Here is a 12,402-nt window from a genome sequence, read left to right as displayed (position 1 = left end):
AGGCCGCACCCAAAACGATCTGCAGGACCCCGACCAGGGACTCCTACTGGTCGTCGAACAGGCTCGTCACCGAACCGTCCTCGAACACCTCACGCACCGCATTCGCGATCGTCGGCGCGATCGACAGCACCGAGATCTTGTCCAGATCCCCGCTCAGCTCACCCGGCGTCGGCAGCGTGTTCGTGAACACGAACTCACTCACCCGCGAGTTCTTCAGCCGGTCCGCCGCCGGACCCGACAGCACACCGTGCGTCGCCGTCACGATGACATCCTCCGCACCGTGCGCGAACAGCGCGTCCGCCGCGGCACAGATCGTCCCACCGGTGTCGATCATGTCGTCCACCAGGACACACACGCGACCCTCCACCTCACCCACGACCTCGTGGACGGTGACCTGGTTCGCGACGTCCTTGTCCCGCCGCTTGTGCACGATCGCCAGCGGCGCACCCAGCCGGTCGCACCAGCGGTCCGCGACCCGCACCCGGCCCGCGTCCGGCGACACGACCGTCAGCTTCTGCCGGTCCACCTTCCGGCCCACGTAGTCCGCCAGCAGCGGCAGCGCGAACAGGTGGTCCACCGGACCGTCGAAGAAGCCCTGGATCTGATCCGTGTGCAGATCCACGGTCAGGATCCGGTCCGCACCCGCGGTCTTCATCATGTCCGCGATCAGACGCGCCGAAATCGGTTCACGCCCACGGTGCTTCTTGTCCTGCCGCGCGTAACCGTAGAAGGGCACGATGACCGTGATGGAACGAGCCGACGCACGCTTCAGCGCGTCGATCATGATCAACTGCTCCATGATCCACTTGTTGATCGGAGCAGTGTGGCTCTGGATCAGGAAACAGTCGGCACCACGCGCCGACTCCTGATACCGCACATAGATCTCACCGTTCGCGAAGTCGAAGGCCTTCGTCGGGACAACCCCGACACCCAGCTGTTGGGCGACCTCCTCCGCAAGCTCGGGGTGGGCGCGGCCGGAGAAGAACATCAACTTCTTCTCGCCGGTCGTCTTGATCCCGGTCACAGCACTGTCTCCTCAGAGGTTTCGCAGCTGGGTGTCGAGAGACCTCGCAGCCGGCTTGCCGGAGGCCGTCTCAGCTGGTGGGGGTGCGGGTGTGCACTTATCACCGTACGCCGTGTTTGAGGCATCGGTTTCCGGTCAGCCCTCGCCGGCCGACTCCCGGGAAGCCGCCTCCGCCGCCTTCGCGGCAGCGCTCCCCGGACGCTTCCGAGCCACCCAACCCTCGATATTCCGCTGCTGACCACGGGCCACAGCCAGCGAACCGGGCGGCACATCCTTCGTGATCACGGACCCGGCAGCGGTGTACGCGCCGTCCCCCACCGTGACAGGCGCCACAAACATGTTGTCCGAGCCCGTCCGGCAGTGCGAACCGATGGTCGTGTGGTGCTTCTCCTGGCCGTCGTAGTTCACGAACACGCTCGCAGCACCGATGTTGGACTGCTCCCCGATGGTCGCGTCACCCACGTAGGAGAGGTGGGGCACCTTCGTCCCGTCCCCGATCGACGCGTTCTTCGTCTCCACGTACGTCCCGATCTTGCCCTTCGCGCCGAGCCGCGTCCCCGGACGCAGATACGCGTACGGACCCACGGTCGCGTCCGGGCCGACCTCGGCGCCCGTGGCCACGGTGTTGTCGACCCGCGCACCGGCACCCACGCGGGTGTCCGTCAGCCGGGAGTTGGGCCCGACCTCGGCGCCCTCGGCCAGGTGCGTCGAGCCGTGCAGCTGGGTGCCCGGGTGGACGACGGCGTCCTGCTCGAAGGTGACCGTCACGTCGATCCAGGTGGTCGCCGGGTCGACGACGGTCACACCGGCGAGCATGGCCCCGGTCAGCAGCCGGTCGTTCAGAATCCGGCGGGCCTCGGACAGCTGCACACGGTTGTTGATCCCGGCGATCTCACGGTGATCGCCGGCCACGGACGCCCCGACCCGGTGCCCGGCCTCACGCAGGATCCCGAGCACATCGGTCAGGTACTCCTCGCCCTGACTGTTGTCCGTCCGCACCTTCTTCAACGCGTCGGCGAGCAACTGCCCGTCGAACGCGAACACACCCGAGTTGATCTCACGGATCGACCGCTGGGCGTCGGTGGCGTCCTTGTGCTCGACGATGGCGGTGACGGCTCCGGTGGCCTCGTCACGGACGATCCGCCCGTATCCCGTCGCGTCCGGCACCTCGGCGGTCAGCACGGTGACCGCGTTGCCGTCGGCGGAGTGCGTGGCCGCGAGGGCCTGCAGGGTGGCGCCGGTCAGCAGGGGCGTATCGCCGCACACGACCACGACGGTCCCGTCGACGGACTCGCCGAGCTCCTCGAGACCCATCCGCACGGCGTGCCCGGTGCCGTTCTGCTCCGCCTGTACGGCGGTGCGGACGTCGGGGGCGATGTCGCCGAGGTGGGCGGTGACCTTCTCACGGGCGTGGCCGACCACGACGACCAGGTGCTGTGGCTGTAGTTCACCTGCGGCGGCGAGCACATGGCCCACGAGGCTGCGACCGCAGAGCTCGTGCAGGACCTTGGGTGTGGCCGACTTCATACGGGTGCCCTCACCCGCTGCGAGAACGACGACGGCTGCCGGGCGGTTGGCGCTCACGGGATGCCCTTCGGCTGTGGATGGGGTGGGGTGACATCCGCAGGATACCGGGGGGTTTTGTGGGGGGTGTGGGTGTGGGGCCTGACCGGCATTGGCATCAGCCAGGACCCGAACCGAGTGTGTGCTCCCCTGCCAGGACTCGAACCTGGAACAAATCATCCAAAGTGACCCGTGTTGCCGATTACACCACAGGGGACCATAAACCCGGCTAATCGGACATCTCGCCGATTGGCTGGGTGGCTCCCAACACTATGCCGTACCAAGAGCCTTCGATGCGACGGTACAGGTCGGCGCTCTTCCGGACCTTGATCGCAAGGCAGCCCCGGTATGAGTCGCCGGTGTTCTCGCGGACCGTCCTGGGGTTGTGTTTCTCGAGTGTCGTCTTGTAGAACGCGGAGCGGTCGGCACCGACGAGTTCGGCCCAGTACAGTTCGGCGCCCGGGATGTCGGCAGACTCGTGGATCATCACCGCGTACCGGATGCGATCTCGCCCCACGCCCAGCAGATCGAGCCAGGCCAGGAAGACCCGGATCATGCCGGGATCGCTGTTGACGAAGCAGACGTTCTCACGGCGGTCGTAGGGCTTGTCCTTGCTGCCCTCTGCCCAGTACAGGCCGACACCCAAGAGGAGCAGCTCGCGCGGCGACAGAGCGCCGACGGCTTGCTTGGCTGCCTCCTTGATCTGCTGCCGCTCCTCGTCACGCAGGCGCATGGTGGCTTCCCAGCCCCGCTTCGCGATTGCTGACGCCTCCTCGGGGGTTCGCTTGCGCCTCCGGCTTCGGCGGATCCCGTACCCACAACGAGATCGAACTCTTCGAGCACCCCAGCTCCACCTGGATCTGGTCGTAGGTCCAGCCCTGGAGTCGGAGCTCCCTGGCCTTCTCCCTCAGGTCGTCCTTCGCGTTCGGGCGCTTCGTCCAGGCCGGCGCGGGCTCGCCATCCAGGAGGCGATTGAGGATGTCGTTGTTGTCGACGTGCAGGCGGTCGCGGATCTGGCGTCGGCTCAGCCCTGCGCGCCGCAGCGCCACCGCCCTCTCCCGCAACCCCTCGAAGTCCGCGTACTTGCCAGGTGCATGTGTCATACGCATACCGTCCGGGCGGAATGGAGTCTTCCGGGATCGAACGCTGAGCGATTCAACAGTTCGAGGGATATCGGGTGGTATCGCGGCCGAACGGTCACGGAGTGTGATGCGGGCCAGTCCCGGAAACTCGCCGGAAAGCGGGCGGGGGGCGCCTTTAGGCTGGGAGGCATGACCGTGACGGGGGAAGACCATGTGACGGCCCGGGGAGGGCCGTGGTGGTGGGCCAGACGGCGCAGTGCCGTGTTCGATGTGAGTCTGGCCGTGGTGTCCGCACTGGAGTGCGCGCTGGAGGGGATTCCGTTCGCGCGGGAGGCGGGGATCCCGGTGGCGGCGGGGGTGGTCTTCGGGCTGCTGGCCGGTTCCGTGCTGGTGGTGCGGCGGCGGTGGCCGATCGCCGTCGTGCTGGTCTCGATCGCCATCACGCCGGCCGAGATGGGTTTCCTGCTGGGCGTCGTCGGCCTGTACACGCTGGCCGCGGCCGAGCTGCCCCGGCGGATCATCGCCTCGCTGGCGGGGATGTCGCTGGTGGGGACGCTGATCGTGACGTTCGTGAAGACGCGGCAGGACATGTCGCGGGGGGACCTGGACATAGGGGACTGGTTCGTGCCGTTCGCGGCGATCACGATGTCGCTGGGCTTCACGGCGCCTCCGGTGCTGCTCGGTCTGTATGTGGGGGCGCGGCGGCGGCTGATGGAGAGCCTGCGGGAGCGGGCGGACAGTCTGGAGCGGGAGCTTCAGTTGCTCGCGGAGCGGGCGGAGGAGCGGGCCGAGTGGGCCCGGAACGAGGAGCGGACGCGGATCGCGCGGGAGATGCACGATGTCGTCGCGCACCGGGTGAGTCTGATGGTGGTGCATGCCGCGGCGCTGCAGGCGGTGGCCCGGAAGGATCCGGAGAAGGCCGTCCGGAATGCCGCGCTGGTGGGGGACATGGGGCGGCAGGCGCTGACGGAGCTGCGGGAGATGCTCGGGGTGCTGCGCAGCGGTGGGGACGGGCGGCGTGAGCGGGCGGCGTCGGTGCCGTTGGCGGCGGTGGGGGTTGCTGCGGCTGCGGCTGCGGCGGCTTCGCGGGCGGCGGATGACGAGGGGCCGTGTCTGGCGGAGATCGAGGAGTTGGTGGGGCAGTCGGCTGCCGCGGGGATGGTGGTGGCGCTGTCGGTGGAGGGGGATGCCCGGTCGTATGCGCCTCAGGTGGAGCAGACGGCGTTTCGGGTGGTGCAGGAGGCGTTGACGAACGTCCACAAGCACGCGGCCGGGGCGAAGACGTATGTGCGGTTGGCGCATCGGGTGTCGGAGATCGCGATGCAGGTGGAGAACGAGCCGCCTGAGGAGGCGGCGTCGTCGGCGCGGTTGCCGTCCGGGGGGAACGGGCTGGTGGGGATGAAGGAGCGGGTTTCGGCGCTGGGTGGGGTGTTCGTGTCGGGGCCGACGGATGCGGGGGGTTTCCGGGTGTCGGCGGTGATTCCGGCGTCGTAGCCCGCTCGGGGTGTGTGGTGGTCAGCCTGTGGTGAGCCGTGGGGGTTGGGTGCCGGCGATGAGGGTGGCGAGGGCCTGGTCGATGTCGGGGCCGAGGTACCAGTCGCCGGTGTGGTCGAGGGTGTAGACGCGGCCGTCGGTGTCGATGGCGAGGAGGGCCTGGCTGTCGGTTTCGGCGCCGAGGGGGCAGACGTCGGTGCCGAGGGCGCGGCCGAGGTCGGCGAGGGTGCGGGCCATGTGGAGGCCGTGCAGCGGGTCGAGGTGGAGGGTGGCGGGGGCGACCTGGCGGCCGGGGCCGGTGGGGGTGATGTGGAGTCCGCCGAATTCGGCCCAGGCTTCGACGGCGGCGGGGAAGACGGTGTGGCGGTGGCCTGCGGGGGAGGCGTGGTCGCGCAGGGCGTCGGCCCAGATCTCGGCTTGTTTGATGTCCCAGCGTCCGGGTTGCCATCCGGCGGCGCGCAGGGCGGCGTCGACGGGTACGGCGAAGCGGGTGGTGGAGGTGCGGTCGGTGTGCATCTGCCCTTCGTCTCGTCGAGGTCGTGGGGTGGCGTGAGGCGCGCCGGGGTGCCTGGTGCTGGGGGGTGGGGGGAGGGGCGTCAGTTGTTCTGGGATGCCGGGTCGACTATCCGGACGCCGAAGTGGGCGCTGAGCGCGGTGCAGGCTCGGCAGGGGGTGGCGAAGCTGCCGTGGAGGGGGTCGCCGTCCTCGCGGATGCGTCGGGTGGTGAGTTTGGCCTGCTTGAGGGCTTTGCGTGCCTCGCCGTTGGTCATGGGTTTGCGTGCGGCGCGTTTGCTGCGGGCGGTGTCGGCGGCGGCGAGGTGGCGGGAGATGAGGATGGTTTCGGCGCAGCGTCCGGTGTAGCGGTCGCGCTGGGCGCTGGTGAGGGTGTCCAGGAAGTCCTGGACGAGGGGGTGCAGGGCGGGGGGTGTGTCGCCGCGGGCGGCGGTGCCGGTGAGGGTGGCGCCGCGGACGGAGAGGGCGGCGGCGACGGTGGGGAGGATGCCGTCGCGGCGGTGGCGGAGGACGGGGGCGTGGGCCGCTTCGGTGGCGCTCCAGCCGATGCGGGGGTCGCCGTTTCGTGGGTCGCCGTTTCGTGGGTCGGCGGACCTGCCGGTGTGTGGTCCCGTCTGCGTCGCGTTCATGATCGTCTTCCCCTCCGTGCATCCCCCCGGGGGGCACAGACTGCCAAATGCCGTGGCTGGTGTGGAAGCTGGGGCGCGGCGACACGCCCGTAGCGGGGTGTGCCGTCACGGTGGGGTGACGGCTGGTCACGGAAGCGGAGGGGTGCCGACCGGTGCCGGTGACCGGTGTCGTCGTACCGCATAGGCTGTCCGCACCGCGGGCGATGCGGTGATCCGTTCGGAGATCGATGCAGTGAACCGGAGGGTGATCCGTGGTGTCGGTGGGTGAGCAGTGAGGCGCGGTGAAGTGCGCCGAGGTGCAGTGCAGTCGAGAAAGCAGACGTGACAGTCGATACGGGTCGTAGTGCGCCAAGGGTGGTCAATACGGGTCGTACAGAGTGCCGCAGGGGGCAACCGCCATGACGACAGGTCGGCTCGGGCAGCAAGCCGCGCCGCCGAACGCGGCCTACGCCGGGCAGGTCGTGCATTTCCCGGATCCGGTCCGGGCGGCGCGTCACTCGAGAGGGGTACGGGTCGACGAGCACGGCTACCCCGACTTCTCGGCTTACGCGCGCGCGGCCGCGGAGATCGCGGAGCCGCCGGAGGGTTTCGGCGTCGACGAGTTGCGGCTGACGGACTACGTGTCGGCGAACACGGCGCTGTCGGCGTCCGGGCACGAGCTGTGGGACACGGTGCCGGCGGTGGCGACGCCGCACGGCTGGACGTGGCACCACGTGGTGGGGACGCGGCGGCTGGAGCTGGTTCCGGTCGAGGTGAAGGCGCTGCTGCGGCATCACGGGGGTGTGGCGACGTCGGGCGTCGACCATTCCAAGCGGGGCACGCGGCCGCTCCAGGAGACGCGTCCGGCGCACTTCGGGCTGCCGAAGTCGGGTGTCGCGGTGACGGAGTCGCAGGTGCAGGGCGTCGAGGAGGACCTCGGCTACCGGTTGCCGGGTGCGTACCGGTCGTTCCTGAAGGCGGCGGGCGGCTGCGCGCCGGTGGGTGCCGCGCTGGACGCGGAGCTGGGGCTGCTGGTCGACCAGCCGTTCTTCACGGTGCGCGACGAGGCCGCGGTCAATGACCTGGTGTACGTCAACAAGTGTCTGCGTGATCATCTGACCAAGGACTACCTGGGGATCTCGTTCGTCCAGGGCGGGCTGCTGGCCGTGAAGGTGAAGGGCGAGCGGATCGGTTCGGTGTGGTTCTGCTCGTACGACGACGCGCGGGACGTGGATCCCTCGGTGCCGCCGGCGGAGCGGGTGGAGCGGCTGCTGTTGCCGTGCGGGGACGACTTCGACGTCTTCCTGTCGCGGCTGGCGGGCAATCCGCCGGAGTTGGAGACGGTGGCGAACCTGATGGTGGACGGCGGGTTCGCGCGTGTGGTGCCGGTGGGTGCGGTGTCGTCCTCGGTCGTGGGGGAGTGAGGTCGGCGATGGTGACCTTCGCGCAGGCGCAGGAGCGCGCGGAAGAGTGGATCAACGGGGATCTGCCCTCGTACCAGCATCGTGAGGTGCGGGTGCGGGAGTTCGACCTCGGGTTCGTGGTGTGGGCCGAGGACCGGGCGGACGGGCCGCGGTCGGACGGTGGTGCGCAGCGGCTGGTGATCGCACGGGACAGCGGCGAGGCGACGCTGTGGCCCGGGCTGCCGGTGGGTGAGGTGATCCGCCGGTACGAGGAGGAGTACGGCCGTCCGGACGAGGCCGATGAGCCGGCGCCGGCGGCGCCTGCCGCGCGGGTGGATCTGAATCAGACGTCCTTCTTGCTGACTCCGCCGGAGTGGTTGCAGGATGCGGCGGACAAGCTGGGCATTCCGGATCGTCGGGGTGCGGGTGCGGGTGCGGGTGCGGGTGCGGGGGCTGGTGCTCCGTCGGCCGCCGCCGGTGAGCCGGGTGCGGCTTCCGCGGCTTCCGCCGGGGAACCGGCTTCTGCCGCTGACGCGGCTTCCGCCGGTGGGCCGGCTTCCCCTGCCGCCGGGTCGGCCGGGGGCTCGGCGACTCCCGCGCAGGGGGCGCCCGTCGCGCCGGGAAGTGGTGCGTCGTGGCCGGCCGCGGGCGGGAGCGACGAGGGGGCGGGCGGAGGCCCGGCCGCCGATCCGGGTGCTTCCGGCACGCCGGGGGGTGTGCCCGCCGGGGCGACGCCCTGGGCCGGTACGGACACCAACGGCGATGCCGGTGACGACCGTTCCGTACCGCTGCCCGCGACGGTCTTCGCACCGCCGCTGAGCGAGGCCGACGGCGACACGCCGCCGCCGTCGACGGCTTCCGACGCCAAGACGGCCCTGATGTCGGGCGGCAGCCGGCTTCCGCCGACGGCGGTGACACCGGCGGTGGACGGCCCGAACGCCCCGGGCTCCGGCCCTGCGGGCGGCCCCGGCTACGGCTATCCCTCGGGGCCGGCCACCGCGCCCGGCGTGCCGGGGACGCCGCCCGGTGGGGTGCCGCAGGGCAGCACGCCTCCGCCTGCGCCGGGCGGCCGGCCGTACGGCTATCCGCAGGGGAGCACGCCTCCGGCCGGGCCGGGCGGGACGACGTACGGGTATCCGCAGGGGGCGGGCGGTGGGGCTGCCGGTTCCGCTGGTCCTTCCGGTTCTGCCGGTCCTGTGGGTGGGCCGCAGCCGCCGGCCGGGACCGGTGTGCCCGAGCGGCCCCTCGCGCCCAACGCGGGGGACATCGCCGACGCCGCGACCAGCAAGGCGGCTCCGCCGCCGGGCCGCGGGCGGAACGCGGGTCCGACCACGCCGCCTCCGCCGGGCGCTCCGGGTGCGCCGGGTGCGCGGCCGGGCGGCACGCCCCCGCCCCCGCCGTCGGGGCCCGGGGCTCCGGGGACACCGGCGGGCGGTTACGTGCCTACGCAGCTTGTGTCGGCGCTGGGTCCCGAGGGTCCCGGTGGTGCCGGGTCTCCGCAGGGGCCGGGTGCGCCGCAGCCTCCGCAGCAGCCGCCGGGTGCTCCGCATGCGCCGCAGCCTCCGGGGGCTCCGAATCCCCCTGGCGCGCCGCAGCCGCCCGGTACCCCTGGTGGTACGCCTCCGGGTGGTGTGCACCATGCCGCCACGATGCTTGCCGACCCCGGCCGGATGGGCCCGGGCGCGCCTCAGCCTCCGCAGCCGCCTGGGCCTCCGGGAGCACCTGGCGCTCCGAACCCGCCTGGCGCTCCGAACCCGCCCGGTGCGCCGCAGCCGCCCGGTGCCCCCGGCGCTCCGGGTGCTCCCGGCGGCTCGCCTCCCGTGCATCACGCGGAGACCATGCTGGCCACGCCTCCGGCGGGCGGCCCCGGCGTGCCTCCGCCGCCGCAGGCCCCCGGCGCACCGCCCGCTGCCCCGGGCGCCCCTGGTGTGCCCGGCGCGCCGTCGCCCATGCCGCACGGCGCGGTGCCGGGTGCGATGCCGCCCGGCGCGATGCCCCCGGGTGCGATGCCGCCGCCCGGCCGGCCCGTCCCCGGGCAGCCGCCGGCGTACGGCTATCCGCAGCAGCCCACCGGACAGCCGACCGTCGGCCCCGGCTACCAGGCCGTGCTGCGCTACCGCGCGCAGGACGGTTCCGAGCAGCAGCTGATCCGGCGTTCGGCGCCGGGTACGCCGCACCCGGAGTGGCAGATCTTCCACGAGCTGCGGGCCATGAACGTGCCCCCGGACCAGGTGCTGGAGCTGCACACCGAGCTGGAGTCGTGCGAGCTGCCGGGTGCGTACTGCGCGCGGATGATCCGGGAGCAGTGGCCGCAGGCGCGCATCACGAGCATCGCGCCGTACGGTACGGACCACGCGAGCCGGCAGCAGGGCATGCAGCAGCTGCTGGCCCACCAGGGCGAGTTGCACCAGGTGGCGGACGGCCCGGCGCGTCCGGCTCCGGTGCGTGCTCCGCTGCCGCCGGTGCAGGCGGTGCCGCCGATCCCGCCGGAGGCCATCGGGCAGGAGCTGGGGGCCGCGTTCGGGCCGGGGGTGTTCCGGTTCGAGCAGGCCGCCGTGTCGCGGCAGGGTGTGCCGCCGGTGGTGGCGCACACGCTGGTGGCGGCCGGACTGCCGATGGACATGGGCCCGTTCTTCTGGGCTCAGGCGCAGCCCGGGCGGCCGGTTCCGACGCTGGCGGAGCTGGCGGCCGAGCGCGGTGTGCAGCCGGCCTCGGACGCGGGTTCCTATCTGGTGATGGGCAGCGACTTCGGCAAGGCGATCTGCGTGCAGTACGGCACGGCGAACATCGTCGCCGTGCCGGTGGAGGCCGGGCCGGGCGGGGCGCCCGTGCCGCCGCAGTTCGTGAACACCGGGCTGCCGGAGTTCGCGCGCTGCCTGGCGCTGCTCGGGCGGATGTGGCGGCTGCGGTTCGGGCTGAACCAGGAGCAGGCGGGCCGCTGGACCGTCGACTTCCAGGCCCAGCTGGCCGCGCTCGACCCGGCGGCGCTGGGCTCGCCGGAGAGCTGGTGGTCGGTGCTGCTGGAGCAGATGTGGGACGGACTGCTGTGACGCCTCGCCGCTGACGTGCCGCAGGGAGCCGGGTTCGGTCGTTCGTACGACCGGGCCCGGCTTCTTCGTGCCCGGGCCGGGAGAAGAAATCCGGGCCGGGCTGTCACACCTTCTGCCGCCGCTCCGTCAGTTGAGTGACAGTGACGCACCGCCGACCCAGGAGGCAGAGATCATGCGGGCACGGATGACGAACCCGGCGTACGTCCTTTCCGGCGCGATGAAGGGCATCGGCACCCTCTTCCAGGCGATCGGGGAGGGCGGTCTGGCGCAGGACGTGGCGGAGATCGCCGGGCTGCGCGCCAGTCAGATCAACGGCTGCGGGGCCTGTGTGCACGGCCACGTCGCCAACCTCCGCAAGATGGGGGTGAGCGAGGAACGCATCGCGGCCGTCGCCGCCTGGCGGCACGCGCCCTTCTTCTCGGACGCCGAGCGCGCCGCGCTGAAGCTGACGGAGGCGATGACGCGGCTTTCCGACCTCTCCGGGGAGTCGGTGCCGGACGCGCTGTGGGACGAGGTGGCCGACCACTTCGACGAGAAGGAGCTCTCCGCGCTGATCCTCACCGTCTCGGTCACCAACCTGTTCAACCGCATCAACACGACCATCCAGGAGCCCGCGGGCACCACCTGGGGCTGACGGCCGTACGGCCCGGCCGGTGGGCCCGTGACCTCTGTGCGGAGTGTCGCGTTATGAACACTTCCGTCTGATCCACCAAGATGTGCGCGAAATCGTCCCATTTCTAGCGCGACTTCACGGCGGTGTGGTGGAGAGGGGTCCGGATGAGCAGCGCGACGGTGTCACCGCACGGCTTCACGGCCGTGCGGGGGCGCGGCTACCGTCCCGAGCAGGTCGACGAGTACGCCCAGGCCCTCTCCGCGGATCGGGACGCGGCCTGGGAGCGAGCGGCCCGGCTGACGGTGCTCGCCCGGCAGATGGACGAGGAACTGGGGCGGCTGCGCGAGGCCGTGGCCCGGCTGGCCCCGCAGAACTACGAGACGCTCGGAGAACGGGCACGGCGGCTCTTCGAACTCGGCGAGGAGGAGGCCGCAGCCGTACGGGAGGGGGCGCGGCGGGAGGCGCGACAACGCGTGGACGGGGCGCGGGAGTCCGCGGCCGGAGTGCGCGAGTCCGCGCAGGCGCACGCCGATGCCGTGCGCGCCGATGCCGACGAACGGGCCCGGCAGCGGTTGCTCGCCGCGCACGCCGAGGCCGACGAGATCCGGGGCGCGGCCCGGCGTGAGACGCAGGAAGAGCGGGGCGAGGCACTGGCCGCGCTGCGGGAGATGCGGCAACGCACCTCCGGGATGCTGGCCGAGCAGGAAAAGGAACGCACCGAGCGGTGGGCGGAGACGGAGCGGGAGGAGGCCGCCCGGGAGGCGGCGCTTGACGCGCACGACGACAAGGCGCTGACGCGCGCCGAGGACGCGCTGTCCGAGGCCGCGCAGGCCTTCGCCGACGCGGAGGACTCCGCCCGCGACCTGGAGGAAGAGGCCCACGCCCACGCGGCGGAGTTGATCGCACAGGCCCGCGAGCAGGCGGAGAGCGTGGCGGAGGAGACGGACCGGCTCCTGCGCGAACACGCCGAGCAACGAGACGACGCCCGGGCCCACATCGAGCACGTCCACACGAGCCTGACGGCCTGGGCGGGGCGGGTGGCGGCGGAGTGA

9 protein-coding genes, 1 tRNA gene and 1 pseudogene are annotated in these 12,402 nt (G+C 71.7%); 5 read left to right on the top strand and 6 right to left on the bottom strand.

What is annotated here, in order from left to right:
• Positions 1 to 43: 43 nt before the first annotated feature.
• From G3I77_RS14355 to G3I77_RS14340, 4 genes and pseudogenes are all read right to left on the bottom strand, one after another.
• Entirely contained in the window at positions 44 to 1,024 is a 981-nt protein-coding gene (locus G3I77_RS14355; RefSeq protein ID WP_248503703.1) for a ribose-phosphate diphosphokinase, read from the bottom strand.
• Between the two features lie 135 nt (positions 1,025 to 1,159).
• Entirely contained in the window at positions 1,160 to 2,608 is a 1,449-nt protein-coding gene (glmU, locus tag G3I77_RS14350; protein ID WP_248503700.1) for a bifunctional UDP-N-acetylglucosamine diphosphorylase/glucosamine-1-phosphate N-acetyltransferase GlmU, read from the bottom strand.
• A 124-nt stretch (positions 2,609 to 2,732) separates the two neighbouring features.
• Positions 2,733 to 2,804, bottom strand: a tRNA-Gln gene (locus G3I77_RS14345).
• A gap of 12 nt (positions 2,805 to 2,816) precedes the next feature.
• Positions 2,817 to 3,690 (bottom strand): annotated as a pseudogene (locus tag G3I77_RS14340) (hypothetical protein).
• A 168-nt stretch (positions 3,691 to 3,858) separates the two neighbouring features.
• Between G3I77_RS14340 and G3I77_RS14335 the strand changes: the two are divergent.
• Positions 3,859 to 5,163 carry a sensor histidine kinase gene (locus G3I77_RS14335; RefSeq protein ID WP_248503698.1) on the top strand — a complete coding sequence of 435 codons (1,305 nt, stop codon included), beginning with the start codon at positions 3,859 to 3,861 and terminating at the stop codon, positions 5,161 to 5,163.
• 21 nt (positions 5,164 to 5,184) lie between these two features.
• Here the strand turns inward: G3I77_RS14335 and G3I77_RS14330 are convergent, their stop codons facing one another.
• Together G3I77_RS14330 and G3I77_RS14325 are read right to left on the bottom strand one after the other, a co-directional pair.
• Positions 5,185 to 5,679, bottom strand: a complete 495-nt coding sequence (locus tag G3I77_RS14330; RefSeq protein WP_248503696.1) for an SUKH-3 domain-containing protein — start codon at positions 5,677 to 5,679, stop codon at positions 5,185 to 5,187.
• Positions 5,680 to 5,759: 80 nt separating this feature from the next.
• Complete coding sequence (locus tag G3I77_RS14325; protein WP_248503694.1) at positions 5,760 to 6,305, bottom strand: YwqJ-related putative deaminase; 546 nt, start codon at positions 6,303 to 6,305, stop codon at positions 5,760 to 5,762.
• Positions 6,306 to 6,703: 398 nt separating this feature from the next.
• Here G3I77_RS14325 and G3I77_RS14320 point away from each other — a divergent pair, with 398 nt between their 5' ends.
• From G3I77_RS14320 to G3I77_RS14305, 4 genes are all read left to right on the top strand, one after another.
• Positions 6,704 to 7,708, top strand: coding sequence for an SMI1/KNR4 family protein (locus G3I77_RS14320; RefSeq protein WP_248503693.1), 1,005 nt, complete (start codon positions 6,704 to 6,706; stop codon positions 7,706 to 7,708).
• Positions 7,709 to 7,716: 8 nt separating this feature from the next.
• Positions 7,717 to 10,737: an SUKH-4 family immunity protein gene (locus G3I77_RS14315; RefSeq protein WP_248503691.1), complete on the top strand. Its 3,021-nt coding sequence runs from the start codon at positions 7,717 to 7,719 to the stop codon at positions 10,735 to 10,737.
• A 172-nt stretch (positions 10,738 to 10,909) separates the two neighbouring features.
• Entirely contained in the window at positions 10,910 to 11,371 is a 462-nt protein-coding gene (locus G3I77_RS14310) for a carboxymuconolactone decarboxylase family protein (protein WP_248503689.1), read from the top strand.
• 143 nt (positions 11,372 to 11,514) lie between these two features.
• Positions 11,515 to 12,402 (top strand): cellulose-binding protein, encoded by an 888-nt coding sequence (locus G3I77_RS14305; protein WP_248503687.1) that lies wholly within the window; start codon positions 11,515 to 11,517, stop codon positions 12,400 to 12,402.

This window comes from Streptomyces sp. D2-8, from assembly GCF_023184515.1.
Taxonomy (GTDB): domain Bacteria; phylum Actinomycetota; class Actinomycetes; order Streptomycetales; family Streptomycetaceae; genus Streptomyces.
This window is presented reverse-complemented; position numbering and strand designations above follow the sequence as displayed.